Source organism: Kribbella monticola, from assembly GCF_003261635.1.
In the GTDB taxonomy this organism is placed as follows: domain Bacteria; phylum Actinomycetota; class Actinomycetes; order Propionibacteriales; family Kribbellaceae; genus Kribbella; species Kribbella monticola.
The window spans coordinates 157,992-172,145 of record NZ_QFXK01000038.1; the positions used below are offsets into that span (position 1 = coordinate 157,992).

A 14,154-nucleotide genomic window follows, 5' to 3' on the forward strand; every position below is an offset into this window, starting at 1 on the left:
TATCCCCACCGAAGAACTAGTCGCGCTCCAGCGCCGGCTTACTCGCAGCGGCGCTGGGGCGAGAGACGCCCTGTACTGCGGAATCACCCGTCACCCCGGACGCCGGAGCCACTCCAGCCTGCGTCAACTCCATCGCCTTCGCAGCATCCGCCGGAATCCCCTTCGCCTCCCCGGAAGGCGCCGCCGGCGGACCGGAAGGCGCCGCCGCTGGAGCGGAGGGCGCCGCTCCCGCTTGCGCAGAGGGGGCTGCCGCCGTCGCGGATGGGGTGGGGTCGGGCGCGGCCAGGCGGCCGGTGGTTTCTATTTCGTGGCGGATGGTGCGGATCTCGGTCTGGCCGGCGAGGAAGGCAAGGGCGGCGACGCCTCGGGAGGCGGCTCGCTGGGAGCTCGGTGAGAGAGAGTCGTTGGTCGTCTGCTCGGCGTACGCGTTCCACATCGCGCGGCCGACTCTGCGCTCCGCTTCGGATCGCTGGGCGGGCGGCACGAGGTCGGTCAGCCCGGAGGCGTCCCAGGTGATCCTGGTCACGTGGCCCCACTTGTCGCGGGGATTCAGGATGGCGAGTTGCCGGAGCACCTCGGCACCGTCCACTCCCGGGACAGCTTCGGAGACCCGGTCGGCCAGCTTGGTCAGTTCCATCGCTCCCGGCGTGAAAGCGTCGTACGTCGGGGTGTCCTCGACCTCTTTGATCCCCGGGGCGATCCGTTCGATGCCGAGTTCGTCGATGAAGTCGTCGAGCTTGGTGAACGCGTACGCCTCGGTGACACCTTCTTCGAGCGCCTGGACGAAGGGCTGCCGCATGTACGGCTCGGCCTCGGTGTGGTTCGTGCCGTGGGAGCTCAGCAGGTGCACGTGCTCGTGGAAGAGCGTCTCCAGCGCGCGGCGGTACTTCAGCAGCGTCTGGGCGTCGTGCTGCGCCCCCGGCTCGGCGTACATCTGCCGTAGCGGCGCCATCACGTACGCATAATCGAGGCGCAGCCCCTGCCCCCAGGTCGCCTCGCCGACGACGCGCATGCCGCGGATGTGCCGGGCGTTCTGCAACTGGCCGGACCAGTTGGAGTGATCGGCCCCACTCACCTTGACGGCGGCGTCGCGGGCCGCCTCGATCAGCTCCTCCAGGCTGCGGGGTATGCGTCGCGGGTGCGACGGATAGGTGCGCGCCATCGGGAATCCGGCCTCCACTGCTACTGGTCCAGGCCGGATCATATGAGCCGTCCGGGTCAACCAAATCGTTCGAACCGGCGTCTTACCGCACAGGCGCCGCAGGCGGAGGATTTCCTTCTCCGGCACCTATCGGGTCAGACTGCGTTATGCCAGCCCGTGCTACCAGGGTCGTACAGCGATGACGGAGAACATCCCCCCAATGTCCGATGCGGTGCGTCGTTGCCAGCCACAACAATGACCGACATGAACCTGGTTGAGGCTTCGGCCCAGCGTGTCCTCGGGCTTGCCGAGGCCGTCGTCGACCTGTCGGCGATCCGTGACAACGTGCGGACCTACCGGCGCCGGGTGCACCCGGGCACCGAGGTGATGGCCGTGGTCAAGGCGGACGCATTCGGGCACGGTGCTGCACGGGTGGCACGGACCGCCCTCGACGCGGGAGCCACCTGGCTGGGAGTCGCGCGGGCCGGCGAGGCGATGCAGTTGCGCGCCGCTGGGCTGACCGCGCCGATCTTCACCTGGCTGTACGACGAGACCGAGCTGATCTGGCTCGCCGACGTCGACGTGAGCGTCTCCAACGTCGCCGACCTGCAGCACGTGGTCGCCGCTCCGAATGTGCGGAACGTGCACCTCAAGCTCGACACCGGCATGCACCGCGGCGGCAGTACGCCGGACCAGTGGATCGAACTGACCCGCGCGGCGGCGTACCACGAGGCCCAGGGCTCCATCTCCGTCCGGGGCGTCTGGTCGCATCTGTCCCATGGCGACGAGCTGGACGCATCCCACAGCCGCCGCCAGCTCCAGTTGCTCACGACCGGCGTCGCCCTGGCGAAGAGGGCCGGGTTGGCGCCGCAGTACATCCATCTGGCCAACTCGGCCGGTGCGATCACGCTGGACGCGCCCGAGTGCAACCTGGCCCGGATCGGCGCCGGCCTGTTCGGGATCGACGAGGTCGGCGCGGGGCTGCGGCCGTCGATGAAGCTGATGAGCAAGGTCGCCCAGGTCCGCCGGCTCAAGGCCGGCGAAGGCGTCTCGTACAGTCACACTTACGTCACCCCTCGCGACACCACGGTCGCGCTGGTCCCGATCGGTTATGCGGACGGGATCCCGCGGATCGCGGCCGAGCAGGCGAGTGTGCTCTGCCGGGGCGTCCGGATGCCGGTACTCGGCCGGATCACGATGGACCAGTTCGTCGTCGATGCCGGCGACCTGGTGGTGGAGCCGGGCGATCCGGTCACCATCTTCGGCGACGGCAGCTCCGGCGAGCCGACGATCGCCGAATGGGCGGGGTGGGCGCAGACCATCCCGCACGAGATCTACTGCGGCCTCGGAGCCCGGGTGCCGCGTCGCTACATCGAGGAGGCACAGCGGTGAAGGTGGTCGTGATCAGTGGCGGAGCCAGCCCGGAACACGAGGTGTCCCTGAAGAGCGGAGCCGGCATCGCGGATGCGGCCGCGAGCAAGGGACACACCGTGACACCGCTCGTCATCGAGCGGGACGGCAGCTGGGCGGCCGGTCAGCAGGAGGCCATCCGGATCCTGCTCGACTGCGACGTCGCGATCCCGGCGCTGCACGGCGAAGGCGGTGAGGACGGCGTCCTCCAAGGCTTCCTCGAGACTCTGAAGGTTCCGTACGTCGGCAGCGGAGTGGCCGCGAGTGCCGTCGGGATGGACAAGCAGCTCACCAAGGCGATCCTCACCGCGCACGGCATTCCGGTCACGCCGGGCATCGTCCTGCGCGGCGCGGACCTGACCGACGCCGAGTCGGCCATCCAGCAACTGAAGGCCGCAGGCATCGGCTTCCCGGTGTTCGTGAAGCCGAACAGCGGCGGTTCGAGCATCGGCGTGACCCGGGCGACGGACCTGCCGTCGCTGGCCGAGGCGCTCAGCACCGCGGCCGCGCTGGACACGCACGTGCTGGTCGAGCAGGAGATCGTCGGCCGCGAGATCGACCTGTCGGTGCTGGAGTTCCCGGACGGACGGGTCGAGGTCGGCCCGGCGCTGGAGATCCACGCCGATCCGAGCCAGCCGTTCTTCAACGCGACCGCGAAGTACGACAGCACCGCGACCGAGTTCGTCGTACCGGCGCCGATGGATGCCGACCTGGCCAACCGGCTACGCAGTACGGCGATCGAGGTCTTCAGCACGCTCGGCTGCGCGGGGCTGGCCCGGTTGGACTTCTTCGTCCCGGCCGAGGGGCCGCCGCTGGTCAACGAGATCAACACGTTCCCCGGTTTCACCCCGGCCTCGCAGTTCCCGCGGATGTGGGCCGCGGCCGGCCTGTCGTACGCCGATGTCGTCGAGACCCTGATCGAGACGGCCGTCGCCCGCAACTCCAAGGTGCAGGCATGAGCTCTGTCGTCCTGATCAGCGACGAGCGGATCACCAGCATCCCGGCGATCGAGAGCGGCGAGGCGCTGGTCGACCTGGAGACCGTCGGTATCTCCGCCGAAGGACGCCAGTACGTCCGGGCCGGTCTCGCGGACCGGCTCGCCGTGGCGCAGACCTTCCTGCCGACGGGGATCCGGCTGCATGTCGTCGAGGGGCTGCGGCCGCTCGAGAGTCAGCGGAAGATCTACGCCGGCTACCTGGCCGAGGTGAAGAGCCTCAACCCGGACATCTCCGACGCCGAAGCGCACACCCTGGCCAGCCGGTTCGTCTCGCCGGTCGAGGTCGCGCCGCACGTGGCCGGGGCCGCGGTCGACCTGACGCTGATCGGCGAGAACGGGCCGTACGACCTCGGTACGCCGATCGACGCGACGCCCGAGCAGAGCAACGGCGCGTGCTTCTTCGACGCCGCCAACATCAGCCGTGAGGCCCGCACCAACCGGTCCCTGCTGGCCGACGTACTGACCTCGGCCGGCCTGGTGAACTACCCGACCGAGTGGTGGCACTGGTCGTACGGCGACCGCTACTGGGCGTACTGCGAGCAGCAGCCGAACGCCATCTACGGCCCGACCGCCGGACCCGAACTGTCAACCCTTTCGACGCCGCCGGAATGACCTTTTAGATGTAGGTGACATGCGTTGCCCCGGGGTTTTCGCGCTGATCTGATCGGCGCAGAAACCCGGTCGAAGGAGCAACTCATGACACCGCCACGCAAGCTGTCCCGCCGCCGAGTTCTGCTCGGCATCCCGGCTGTCGCCGTAGCTGCCAGGTTCGCCGCGCCGGCGGCACCGGCTCAGGCGCTGAAGAAGAAGCCCGAGTGCGTCGCCGATCTGATCAGGCCGTCCTGATGGCGAGCATTCCGTGGTTGATCGACGTACTGCGGGCGGCGGGCGTCCAGGTCGTCGAGGAGGGCGACTGGCGCAACCGCGGCGTCTCCGGCTCCTTCAACCCGATCGGCGTGCTGTGGCATCACACCGCTGCCAGGTCGAGCGCGACCAACCCGGCGCCCGCGTTGGGTACGGTCATCAACGGCCGCTCCGATCTGCAAGGCCCGCTGTGTCATGCGCTGGTCGACTACAACGGCGTCTTCCATCTGGTCTCGGCGAACCGGGCCAACCACGCCGGCCCCGCCAGGGCGAGCGGCCCGATCCCGGCCGGTGACGGCAACACCATGCTGGTGGGCTGGGAGATCGACTACGACGGGGTCAATCAGCACATGACTCCCGCGCAGTACACGGAATCCCTCAAGGCGACAGCCGCCGTACTGCGTCAGCTCGGCCGCGACGCGTCGTACGCCAGGGGACACCGGGAGACCAGTACGACGGGCAAGATCGACCCGTCCTTCATCGACCTGGATGTGATGCGCTCCGACGTGGCCGCCCTCATCGCCGGAGGCGGCGCAGTACCAGGTCAGGCCTATCGGTACGGCGACCAGCAGCACTTCGCGGCGGTCAGCACCAGCGGCACGCTGACCAACCTGTCCTGGTCGCCGTCCACCAACATCGTCCGGCCCGACTGGGGGGGTGCGCAGTTGGTCGGCCGCCCGCTCGGGTACATCCACAACAACCAGCAGCACGTGTTCGCCCGCGGTACCGACAACACGATCCGGCACTGGTGGCAGGCCGGCACCGGCGCCCCCGTGCTGGACAACTGGGGCACCACCGGCCGGGTGATGTCGAACCCGAGCGGGTTCGCGTACGGCGGCCAGCAGCATCTCTTCTACCGCAACCCCGACGGCAACCTGGAGCACAAGTTCTGGGACCAGGGCACCGACCAGATCACCACCGGCGTGTGGGCCGGCGGTCCGTTCGTGGGCAACCCGTTCGCCTTTGTGCACAAGGACCAGCAGCACATCTTCGCTCGCGACGCGGCCGGTGCGCTGAAGCACTGGTACTGGTTCCCGGGCGGTTCACCGAGCAACGACAACTGGGGTATCGCGTCCGGGGTCGCGTCCGATCCGACCGGGTTCTCCAACGGCTCGCAGCACCACATCTTCTTCCGCAACACCGACGGGCAGTTGCAGCACCGGTTCTCCGACGACCCGTCCGGGCAGATCCTCGGCGACACCTGGACGGGCGGTCCGTTCGTCGGCAACCCGCACGCCTTCACCCATCGCGATCAGCAGCACGTCTTTGCCCGCAAGGAGAACGGTGACCTGCTGCACTTCTACTGGTCCCCCACCATCGACCCACCCGCCAACGACAACTGGGGCGCGGTCGGCGTCGTCGCCGGCGACCCCGTCGGCCTGTCCACCAGCGACGGCCACCACGTCTTCTACCGCACCGCCGACGGCTCGCTGGAACACAAGGTCTTCCTCGACGCGTCCGCCCAACTGGTCACCGACAACTGGGGCGGATCGCTGGCGCCCTGAACTGCCGATCGACCCATCGCGTGAACACCCGCGTCCTGCCGTTGGATCCGGGTGTTCACTGCTGGTGAGGTCAGGCTGATTCCTCGCAGCTGTTGGCGTTGGTGGACGGGCCCACCCACAACGTGTCGGCAGTGCCGCGGTTCAGGTGGTCGGTGTAGATGTCGACCTTGTAGGTGATCACCCGCAGGCACTCGGTGAGTTCCTCGATCTGCGCGGCGACATGCTCCTGATGACTGCGCAGCAGGTCGAGCCGAGCCTGTTCATTACCCGGCCCCTGCCGGATCAGCTCGGTGTACTTGCGGATCGTCTCCAGCGGCATCCCCGACGAACGGAACTTGATGCACATCTCCAGCCAGTCCACGTCGTCCTCGCTGTACACCCGGCGCCCGTTCGTCTCCCGCCGCACCGGCTCCGCGAGAATCCCCTCCCGCTCGTAGAACCGGAGCGCGTGCACGCTCAGCCCGGTGCGCTCGGAGACCTGCCCGATACTCAAGTCCGCAGTCATACCCGCCAAGATAGCCGAACTCCTAGAGCCGGCTCTAGGAGTTCCGTACGCCGTCGAGCGCCTTCAGCGCCAGCCGTACGTCGGCCTCGGTCGAATACACGTGGAACGACGCCCGCAACCGCCCACCCCGTACTGCGGCCCGTACGCCGGCCGCCGCGAACGCCTCCTCCGCACCGGGCAGCTCCGCGCTGACGATCGCCGAGTCACCCGGGGGCAGATCGAGTCCCGCCCGGAACTCGTTCGCCAGCGCCAGGTTGTGCCGATGGATCTGCTCGACCCCGATCTCCTCGATGAGTTCCAGCGCGGGCGCCGCCCCGACGAAGCTGAACCAGGCGGGCGACTGGTCGAACCGGCGCGCGTCCGGCGCCAGGTGCATCCGCGTTCCGTAGTACGAGGTGTGGACGTCGTCGCCCGCGTACCAGCCGGCCGCCAGCGGTCGGCAGCGTTCCTGCAGTCGCGGTGAGAGATATCCGAAGGTGGCACCGCGCGGCGACATCAGCCACTTGTACGCGTGGGCGACCAACGCATCGACACCGTCGACCGTGATCGGCAGCCAACCGACGGCCTGGCTGGCGTCCACGACCAGCAGCGCGCCGACTTCCTTGCTGGCAGCAACCACTTTCGCGAGGTCGAGAACGGTACCGGTGGCCGACTGGACGGCGCTGACCGCGACCAGGTCGATCCCGGGCCGGATCGCGTCGAGAAAGTCCGCGGTACCGGCCGAGACGACGTGGATGCCGCGGTCCTCGTGCACCTTCCACGGGAAGACGTTCGAGGTGAACTCGATGTCGTCGACCAGCACGGTCGAACCGTCCGGCAGGGAGTCCGCGATCGGGACGAGCGCGGCCGACACCGTGCTGCCGACGAAGACATCCGCCGCGTTCGCACCGACCAGCCGGGCGAACGATTCCCGGGCACGCGTCGTCGACTCGTCCCACGGCTCCCAGCTCCTCGCCCCCACCCGCCAGTCCCGCAGCGCCGCTTGCAGGGCCGCCCACCCGGACCGCGGCGGCAGCCCGTACGAGGCAGTGTTCAACCACCCCGGCACGGGCTCCCACGGCTCGGCGTATTCGCTGACCGACATCCCGACTCCTCCGACGCGCGTTGCCAAAGTCCCGACTACCTATTCGATCACGAAGGAGAAGCCGGCTGGCCCGTCAGTGGGCGGCGCGCTTGCCGGCTGGGCTGAGAGCGTGCCAGGTGCCCTTCACGCCTTCGCCCAGTACGTCGCCAGGCACCTTGTCCTTGATGAACAGATAGAGCGGCCAGCCACCGAGCGTTGCCTGCACGTCCCCGTCCGGCCGAACCACCTTGCCGAGCTTCGCCTGGTCAACGCCCGCACCGGCGACGACCCCCGCTTTCCCTACATACACAGGCTTCCAGGCGGTCAAACACTTCTTGCTCACACAGACCGACCGAGGTGGGTCGGTGCTGTCCAGCACCGACAGGTAGACCGTGAACCCTTCCGCGTTGACAGCAGTCGGGCCGAGCTTCGTAGTACCGGCTTTGATCACTACTGGAGCATCAGCTGACGGTGTGGTCGGAGACGGCGTTGCGGATGGCTTCGCTGCAGGTGGTTGGACTGCTGGTGGTTGCACAGCAGGCGGCTGTACTACGGGCGGGGTGCTGGTCGTGACGTTGCCGACCGCCGGGCTGAAGGCAGCGACCGCGACAGTGGCTCCGATGACCCAGAGCATGGTGGGCAGGTTCTTGAACATGACGAGCCCTTCTACGCCGGGAAGATCGCGCCGTCGCGCTGCTTGAACGCAACGGCCGGCAACGGCTTACGGGCGGGCCCGGCGACCGGCTCACCACTGGTCGCGTCGAACTTGCTGCCGTGACACGGGCAGTTGATCGTGCCTTCCTCGACAGCAGTCACCGCGCAACCCTGATGCGTACAGATCGCCGAGAACATACAGACCTTGCCGCTCTGGTCCTTGGTGAGCACGACGTTCTGGTCCTTGAGGATCACGCCGCCACCAGCCGGGATGTCCGCCACCTGCGCCAACGCGTTCTGCGCCGGTTGCTGTGGTTGTTCCGACTGCTGCGGGGCACTCGGTTGCGGAGCACTCGGCACCTGCGCCGGCTGAGTTGCCACCAGCGGCTCCGCGCGCTGCACGACACAGCCGCTCAGTACTACGGTCGCCGCCGCGCCGCCGGCGAGAAGTATCGTCCGCCGCTCGACCACCTGGTCTGACTTGGTCATTTCACAACTCCTGTTCGTGGGCGTTGTCAGCGCAACGGGACGCCGGATTGGGTGAAGTACCAGAGCGCCGCCGTGGCCCACGCTCCGACCAGCAGGGAGAACAAGAGGCCGCCAGAGATCGGCAGTGCCCAGCTGGGCATCTTCTTGGCGCGCAGTGCGAGCATCTTGGTCGTGAACGCGCCGTAGAACGCACAGCCGAACAGCGAATGCAGGGCAGTGCGAGTGTCAAAGGTGCTGTAACCGAGGCTCCACAAGCAGTGGTAGGCCACCGGCAGCGTCGCCACGAAGGCGATGGATCCACTCCATCGGTGCAGCTGCGACAGGTAACCAGGCGCCTTCCGCTTGACCGGCAACCGGCCGTACATCCACAGGGCCGACACCACCTGGAAGACCACCAGTACTACGGCCGCTGTCGCCAGCCAGGCCTTCATGGCCGGCAGCGAGGTGAACCCGACCAGCAGCGCCAACGGGCGCCCGGTCGGCTCGTGCACCTTCCCGTAGATCCCCAGTGACAAAGCGACCAGCGCTCCTGCCACCGCAAACCCCAACAGCGGAATCGCTCCCTGCACAGGCGATCCAGCGTCCGTAGTACCGGTCTTCGTCTCCATGGCCGTTCCGTCCCTCGATGACCTCACCCCTCCGCGAGGTCGTACAGGGCAGTACGTCCAACCGGCCCGACCGGTTCAGCCGAAGTTCAATGGCGCTGGTGGATCTTCGTCACCAGGCGGTGCAGAGTCGCCCGCTCGGTCGCCGTCAACGGCTGCAGCGTTGTCTTTTCTACTTCCCGTACTACGGTTCGCGCGGCACTGAGCGCCTTCTTCCCCTGCGGGGTCAGGGAGATCCGGTAGCGGCGGCGATCGGCCGGATCGCGGTTGCGGGAGACCAGACCATCGGCGAGCAGACCGTCCATCAAGCGGACCATGTCGCTCGGGTCGACGCCGAGGCCGGCGGCGAGCTCGTTCTGGGCGGCGGGGCCCTGGTCACCGAGCTCGGCCAGCGCGGCCAGTTGCCACAGGGTGATGCCGGGCTTGACCGCCAGTCGCTCGGCGATCGCCCGTCGGCCGGCCACGCCGACCTTGTGCAGCACGAACGTGGTCATCCCCAGCAGCGTCTCCATCGAGCTATTGTAGGCTAGGACCAATGGTTGGTTGATACCCACTAATCTGGAGCTGACGATGGACGTGCTGTACCCGCGCCTGCTGGTGCGTGATTTCCCTGCCGCCGTGGAGTTCTACCGCGGTGTCCTGGCCGAGCTGTTCGACGTCCAGCCGGTCAAGGTGATCCCCGAGGCCGCCTACGCGAACTGGGACATCGAGGGACAGGCCGGCCTGGTTCTCTACGGTCGCTCGATGATCGCGGACACCATCGGCACCACCGAGTTGCCGGCAACGGCCGAGTCGCAGGACTCCGCCATGCTCGTCTTCAAGGTCGACTCGGTGGACGAGGCGGTCACCGTTCTGGAGAAGTACGGCGCAACGGTCCTCGCTCCTGCACAGGACCGCCCGCAGTGGGGCCCTACCCTCCGCACCGCCCACTTCCGTGCACCCGACGGCACCCTGCTCGAACTCCAGTCCTACTAGCCGACTCGGTGTTAGCTTGAGGTGAGCGGTCTGGGACTTTCCCGGGTCGGCGGAGGAGGATGACGATGAGCTTCGACAGACCTGGACTTCCGCATCCCGGCAAGCCGGCGAACGAGGCCGAGATCGACGAGACCTTGACCGAGGACGGTGTCGAGTTGACCGACGGCGAGCTCGACGGGCTCGAGCACCCAGGGGCTCGCTCCGAGGGGCCGGTGCCGAACGAACCGCGCCACCGGGCCCACCCGGCAGCCGAAGGCGGGTCGGCGGACGGCGTACCGGCGTACGGGCAGGTGGACGGGGAGCCGGTCGACGATCCGGCCCATGACGATCCGGCCCATGACGACCCGGCGCACGACCGGACGGACTGAGCGAGCGCGGCGGTCCGGTCGCCGTTCGGCCGGCGGCGAAAACGGTCGCGGGACGCGGCAGCGCGGTGTCACACTCTGCGCGTGGCCACTGAGTCGGAGCTTGCCGAGACCAACCGGATCGAGGCGTTCAGCGACGGCGTGTTCGCGATCGCGATCACCCTGCTGGTGCTGGAACTGCACGTCCCGGACGCGCCCGAGGGCGAGCTCTGGCACGCGTTGCGGCAGGAGTGGCCGCAGTTCGGCGCGTACCTGACCAGTTTCGTCATCCTCGGCATCATGTGGATCAACCACCACTCGATGTTCCGGCAGATCCGGCGGGCCGACCGCGGGGTGATGTTCCTCAACCTGTTCCTGTTGCTGTGGACCGCGCTGTTGCCGTTCCCGACCAACCTGTTCGCGGAGAAGCTGAAGGATCACACGATCGACGCCCACGTCGCCGCGGCCGTCTACAGCACCAATCTCACGCTGGCCGCGATCGCCTTCAGCGCGATCTGGTGGCACGTGCTGCGCACCCACCTGGTCGACCACGACATGAGCCGGTCGGAGCAGCGCAAGTCCGTACTGCGGTACTCGGTCGGCACCGTCATCTACGCGGCGACCATCGGCCTGTCCTTCATCTCGGCCCCGCTCACCCTACTGATCCAGTTCCTCCTGGCCCTGTACTACGGCTTCGAACAACTCCGCACCCGCAGCGACCTCAGCGCTCCCGCCGGAAGCGCGTGACCTGTACGCCGGGAGCGACTGTGATCCGCTCGGTCTCCTGGTAGCCGCGGGACAGGTAGAGGCGGGTGGCCGGGGTGTTCGCGGTGCCGGTCGAGACCAGGCCGATCGGGCGCGGCTCGAGTGCGTCGAGGTGGTCGAGGAGGGCTCGTCCATGTCCCTGGCGAGCATGAGCCGGGTCGACGACCAGGCGGCTGATCTCGACGGTCTCGGCGTCGGGGAGTTCGTAGGCGACCGCGCCGACCAGCGAGTCTCCGTCGTACCGGGCCAGCCAGTTTTCGGTGGACGACATCAGTCCGGCGAGGTCTTCGTGCAACGGCGGGATGCCGTCAAACCCGATCAGTTCGGCCTCGACCGCGTAGGCCCGGTGCTGCACCGGCAACACTTGCTTCGCGGTCTCGGCGTCGGTGACATCGATGGCAAGGATCTGGAAGCTCACGGCTCATCCTCACACGGCGCGTAATGGCCGAGCGCGGCCCGCGAGGGCGACGGTAGGTTGGTGGCCCCGAGCAGCGGAGGATACCGAGTGAGTGCCGAGACGTTCCGCGATGCCTGGGGTGTGCCGCATCTGCGAGCGGGCGATCCGGTCGAACTGGCTCAGCTGCAGGGCCGCAACGCGGCGACGGACCGGGCCTGGCAGATCGAGTTGCAGCGACGACGGTTCCTCGGTACCAGCGCCGCCTTTCTCGGCGCCGAAGCGGTTGGCTGGGACACCTTCGCCCGCCAGGCCCGCCTCGCCGACACCGCTGAACGCTGCTACCGGAATCTCGACGACGAGACGCGCGGCTGGCTCACGGCGTACGTGACAGGAGTCAACGAAGGGCTGCCGACGGGTGCGGCGCGCGCTCCCGAATTCGCCGAGACCGGGCTGACGCTGCAGGAGTGGGAGCCCTGGGCGCCGCTCGGCGTCTGGCTCGCGATCCACGTCATGTTCGCCGGCTTCCCGAACAAGCTCTGGCGCGAACACGTCGTCCACCATCTCGGTGAGGCAGCGATCGACCTCTTCGACTCCGAAGGCCCGAGTACTGCGGGCAGCAACGGCTGGCTGATCGCCGGCGACCGCACCGCGACCGGTGCGCCTCTGATCGCAGGCGATCCGCATCGCTACATCGAGAGCCCGGGCGTCTATCAGCAGGTGCGGCTCGCCTGCCCGCAGTACGACGTGATCGGGCTCGCCGTGCCGGGGATTCCCGGGATCGCGCACTTCGGCCACACCGGCAAGGTCGCCTGGGCGATCACGAACGCGATGGCCGACTACCAGGATCTCTTCGCGGAACAACTGAGGCGGACGACCGACGGCGTGGAGGCGCTCGGCCCGGACGGTTGGCGCTCGGCCGCCGTCCATACCGAGGTGTTCGAGGTCGCGGGGGCCGCACCGGTCGAGGTCGAGGTGATCGAGACCGACCGCGGCCCGGTGATCATCGGCGGCCCGGACGAGCGCGCGATCAGCCTGCGGTATCCGCCGCGAGTCACCGGCCGACTCGGTTTCGAAGTACTGCCGAAGTTGCTGGCGGCAACCACTGTCGCCGGCATCGACGCGGCGGACGCCGACTGGGTGGAGCCGGTCAACGTGATCCTCGCGGCGGATACCGAGGGTGGCCTGCTGCATCGGACCGCCGGACTGGTGCCGACGCGGCATCCGGCCAACTCCCGCCGCGTCGTACCGGGCTGGGAGGCCGAGTACGCCTGGCAGGGCTGGTACGACCCGATGCCTGCGGCAACCATCGACGAGTACGCCGTGATGGCGAACGGGCGGGAGCTGGCCGAGCCGCTGGGGACGGAGTTCGCGGCCCCGCATCGGTCGAACCGGATCCGGGAGCTGGTCAGTTCGCGCGACGACTGGACCGCGGCCGAGATGCCTGACATCCACCGGGACACCCTGCTCGGCTCTGCTGCCCTGATGCTGGGTCTCCTGGTGGGGTTGGAAGATCTGTCCGCCGAGGCGACCTCCGTGCGCGCGGAACTGACAGCGTGGGACCAGCGGATGGACGCGAGCAGTACCACGGCGTCGACGTACGCCGCCTTTCGCAAGGCGCTCGTCCATCGCCTCGCCGACCATCCGACGCTGGCCGTGCTCGAGGACGATCTCGACTGTCCCGAGCTCTTCGTACCGTGGATGGACCTGCTCGCCCATGTCGGTTTCGCGCTGGAGAACCTGATCACCACCGACCTGCTGCCGGACGTCAACGTCCGCTGGCTCGCGCGGGAGGCGCTCGAAGAGGTCGCCCACAGCAAACCCCGCAAGCCGTGGGGTGAGACGCACCAACTCTCGCCGCTGCACGCGCTCCGCGGGCCACTCTTCACCGCGGCCGAGGAGCCGATCGACCTTGCGCTGTCCGGCGACCACCACTGCGTGCTGTCGACGTCGAGCCTCCCGGGCCTGACCGACGTCTGCATCCGCGCCTCAGCAGCCCGCTACGCCTGGGACCTCGCCGACCGCTCCAACAGCGCCTGGTCGGTCCCGCTGGGCGCCTCGGGCGTCCTGGGCGACCCCCACCACCACGACCAACTCCCCTTTTGGCTGCAGGGCACCCTCATCCCCATCACCACAGATTGGGACGAGCTGACTCCCGAAGTGTGAGTCAGGACGGGGTTGGCTCGGCGGGGCGGGTGGTCAGGGCCGGCGGAACTGGCCGGTGCGCGCCGGGCGGGGTCAGGATGGGGTTGGCTCGGGGGTTTTGGGTTTGTGGTCTCGGCCGGCGGGGCGGCGGTCGGTGGGTTGGTGGTCGGTTGTGCGGGGGGCGGGGCAGACCGGGCCGCGGCGGATCGGGCCGCCTCCTAGTCGCCTGCTCTTCCACTGCTTCTCTTCGTAGTCGTAGTAAGTGTCGACGCCTCCGACTGTCATTGATGTCCTCCCG

General features: G+C 68.3%; 17 protein-coding genes. 9 read left to right on the plus strand and 8 right to left on the minus strand.

Annotation, left to right across the window (positions count from 1 at the left end; all coding sequences use genetic code 11):
• Positions 1-16: 16 nt before the first annotated feature.
• On the minus strand, positions 17-1,162 hold the full coding sequence (locus DIZ26_RS37610) for a hypothetical protein (protein WP_157979858.1): 1,146 nt from the start codon (positions 1,160-1,162) through the stop codon (positions 17-19).
• A 243-nt stretch (positions 1,163-1,405) separates the two neighbouring features.
• On the opposite strand from DIZ26_RS37610, the gene alr reads away from it, so the two are divergent.
• The 5 genes from alr (at position 1,406) to DIZ26_RS30980 (ending at position 5,917) form a co-directional block, all read left to right on the plus strand.
• Positions 1,406-2,533, plus strand: coding sequence for an alanine racemase (gene alr, locus DIZ26_RS30965; protein ID WP_112247971.1), 1,128 nt, complete (start codon positions 1,406-1,408; stop codon positions 2,531-2,533).
• A complete protein-coding gene (locus DIZ26_RS30970) occupies positions 2,530-3,510 on the plus strand; it encodes a D-alanine--D-alanine ligase family protein (RefSeq protein WP_157979859.1) in 981 nt (326 codons plus the stop codon). The genes alr and DIZ26_RS30970 overlap by 4 nt, the downstream gene beginning before the upstream one ends.
• Positions 3,507-4,160 carry a M15 family metallopeptidase gene (locus DIZ26_RS30975; protein WP_112247974.1) on the plus strand — a complete coding sequence of 218 codons (654 nt, stop codon included), beginning with the start codon at positions 3,507-3,509 and terminating at the stop codon, positions 4,158-4,160. Before DIZ26_RS30970 ends, DIZ26_RS30975 begins: the two co-directional genes overlap by 4 nt.
• Before the next feature lie 84 nt (positions 4,161-4,244).
• On the plus strand, positions 4,245-4,394 hold the full coding sequence (locus tag DIZ26_RS37615) for a hypothetical protein (protein WP_157979860.1): 150 nt from the start codon (positions 4,245-4,247) through the stop codon (positions 4,392-4,394).
• Positions 4,394-5,917 carry an N-acetylmuramoyl-L-alanine amidase gene (locus tag DIZ26_RS30980; protein WP_157979869.1) on the plus strand — a complete coding sequence of 508 codons (1,524 nt, stop codon included), beginning with the start codon at positions 4,394-4,396 and terminating at the stop codon, positions 5,915-5,917. The genes DIZ26_RS37615 and DIZ26_RS30980 overlap by 1 nt, the downstream gene beginning before the upstream one ends.
• 70 nt (positions 5,918-5,987) lie before the next feature.
• Here the strand turns inward: DIZ26_RS30980 and DIZ26_RS30985 are convergent, their stop codons facing one another.
• The 6 genes from DIZ26_RS30985 to DIZ26_RS31010 all read right to left on the minus strand — a co-directional run bounded on the left by DIZ26_RS30985 (position 5,988) and on the right by DIZ26_RS31010 (position 9,745).
• Entirely contained in the window at positions 5,988-6,422 is a 435-nt protein-coding gene (locus tag DIZ26_RS30985) for a MerR family transcriptional regulator (RefSeq protein WP_112247976.1), read from the minus strand.
• 34 nt (positions 6,423-6,456) lie between these two features.
• The gene (locus tag DIZ26_RS30990; RefSeq protein ID WP_112247978.1) at positions 6,457-7,506 is read right to left on the minus strand and encodes an aminotransferase class V-fold PLP-dependent enzyme; all 1,050 of its coding nucleotides are present in this window, start codon (positions 7,504-7,506) and stop codon (positions 6,457-6,459) included.
• Between the two features lie 73 nt (positions 7,507-7,579).
• Entirely contained in the window at positions 7,580-8,140 is a 561-nt protein-coding gene (locus tag DIZ26_RS30995; protein ID WP_112247980.1) for a hypothetical protein, read from the minus strand.
• Between the two features lie 11 nt (positions 8,141-8,151).
• Positions 8,152-8,628, minus strand: a complete 477-nt coding sequence (locus DIZ26_RS31000) for a Rieske (2Fe-2S) protein (protein ID WP_112247982.1) — start codon at positions 8,626-8,628, stop codon at positions 8,152-8,154.
• Between the two features lie 26 nt (positions 8,629-8,654).
• The gene (locus tag DIZ26_RS31005) at positions 8,655-9,236 is read right to left on the minus strand and encodes a DUF6529 family protein (protein WP_112247984.1); all 582 of its coding nucleotides are present in this window, start codon (positions 9,234-9,236) and stop codon (positions 8,655-8,657) included.
• Between the two features lie 86 nt (positions 9,237-9,322).
• Positions 9,323-9,745, minus strand: a complete 423-nt coding sequence (locus tag DIZ26_RS31010; protein ID WP_112247986.1) for a MarR family winged helix-turn-helix transcriptional regulator — start codon at positions 9,743-9,745, stop codon at positions 9,323-9,325.
• A 58-nt stretch (positions 9,746-9,803) separates the two neighbouring features.
• Between DIZ26_RS31010 and DIZ26_RS31015 the strand changes: the two genes are divergently transcribed.
• The 3 genes from DIZ26_RS31015 to DIZ26_RS31025 all read left to right on the plus strand — a co-directional run bounded on the left by DIZ26_RS31015 (position 9,804) and on the right by DIZ26_RS31025 (position 11,299).
• Entirely contained in the window at positions 9,804-10,208 is a 405-nt protein-coding gene (locus tag DIZ26_RS31015; RefSeq protein ID WP_112247988.1) for a VOC family protein, read from the plus strand.
• A 65-nt stretch (positions 10,209-10,273) separates the two neighbouring features.
• Positions 10,274-10,576: a hypothetical protein gene (locus DIZ26_RS31020; RefSeq protein WP_157979861.1), complete on the plus strand. Its 303-nt coding sequence runs from the start codon at positions 10,274-10,276 to the stop codon at positions 10,574-10,576.
• Between the two features lie 81 nt (positions 10,577-10,657).
• Positions 10,658-11,299 (plus strand): TMEM175 family protein, encoded by a 642-nt coding sequence (locus DIZ26_RS31025; RefSeq protein ID WP_157979862.1) that lies wholly within the window; start codon positions 10,658-10,660, stop codon positions 11,297-11,299.
• Here DIZ26_RS31025 and DIZ26_RS31030 read toward each other — a convergent pair.
• The gene (locus DIZ26_RS31030) at positions 11,274-11,735 is read right to left on the minus strand and encodes a GNAT family N-acetyltransferase (RefSeq protein WP_232828721.1); all 462 of its coding nucleotides are present in this window, start codon (positions 11,733-11,735) and stop codon (positions 11,274-11,276) included. The genes DIZ26_RS31025 and DIZ26_RS31030 overlap by 26 nt on opposite strands.
• Positions 11,736-11,822: 87 nt before the next feature.
• Here DIZ26_RS31030 and DIZ26_RS31035 point away from each other — a divergent pair, with 87 nt between their 5' ends.
• A complete protein-coding gene (locus DIZ26_RS31035) occupies positions 11,823-13,877 on the plus strand; it encodes a penicillin acylase family protein (protein WP_112247994.1) in 2,055 nt (684 codons plus the stop codon).
• Positions 13,878-14,154 lie beyond the last annotated feature (277 nt).

What these genes read in the sequence shown, in the direction of transcription:
- DIZ26_RS30995 (WP_112247980.1), bottom strand. Translation starts at nt 8,140, where the DNA reads ATGTTCAAGAACCTGCCCACCATGCTCTGGGTCATCGGAGCCACTGTC.
- alr (WP_112247971.1), top strand. Translation starts at nt 1,406, where the DNA reads ATGAACCTGGTTGAGGCTTCGGCCCAGCGTGTCCTCGGGCTTGCCGAG.
- DIZ26_RS37610 (WP_157979858.1), bottom strand. Translation starts at nt 1,162, where the DNA reads ATGGCGCGCACCTATCCGTCGCACCCGCGACGCATACCCCGCAGCCTG.
- DIZ26_RS30990 (WP_112247978.1), bottom strand. Translation starts at nt 7,506, where the DNA reads ATGTCGGTCAGCGAATACGCCGAGCCGTGGGAGCCCGTGCCGGGGTGG.
- DIZ26_RS31000 (WP_112247982.1), bottom strand. Translation starts at nt 8,628, where the DNA reads ATGACCAAGTCAGACCAGGTGGTCGAGCGGCGGACGATACTTCTCGCC.
- DIZ26_RS31020 (WP_157979861.1), top strand. Translation starts at nt 10,274, where the DNA reads ATGAGCTTCGACAGACCTGGACTTCCGCATCCCGGCAAGCCGGCGAAC.
- DIZ26_RS31005 (WP_112247984.1), bottom strand. Translation starts at nt 9,236, where the DNA reads ATGGAGACGAAGACCGGTACTACGGACGCTGGATCGCCTGTGCAGGGA.
- DIZ26_RS31010 (WP_112247986.1), bottom strand. Translation starts at nt 9,745, where the DNA reads ATGGAGACGCTGCTGGGGATGACCACGTTCGTGCTGCACAAGGTCGGC.
- DIZ26_RS30980 (WP_157979869.1), top strand. Translation starts at nt 4,394, where the DNA reads ATGGCGAGCATTCCGTGGTTGATCGACGTACTGCGGGCGGCGGGCGTC.
- DIZ26_RS30975 (WP_112247974.1), top strand. Translation starts at nt 3,507, where the DNA reads ATGAGCTCTGTCGTCCTGATCAGCGACGAGCGGATCACCAGCATCCCG.
- DIZ26_RS31015 (WP_112247988.1), top strand. Translation starts at nt 9,804, where the DNA reads ATGGACGTGCTGTACCCGCGCCTGCTGGTGCGTGATTTCCCTGCCGCC.
- DIZ26_RS30985 (WP_112247976.1), bottom strand. Translation starts at nt 6,422, where the DNA reads ATGACTGCGGACTTGAGTATCGGGCAGGTCTCCGAGCGCACCGGGCTG.
- DIZ26_RS37615 (WP_157979860.1), top strand. Translation starts at nt 4,245, where the DNA reads ATGACACCGCCACGCAAGCTGTCCCGCCGCCGAGTTCTGCTCGGCATC.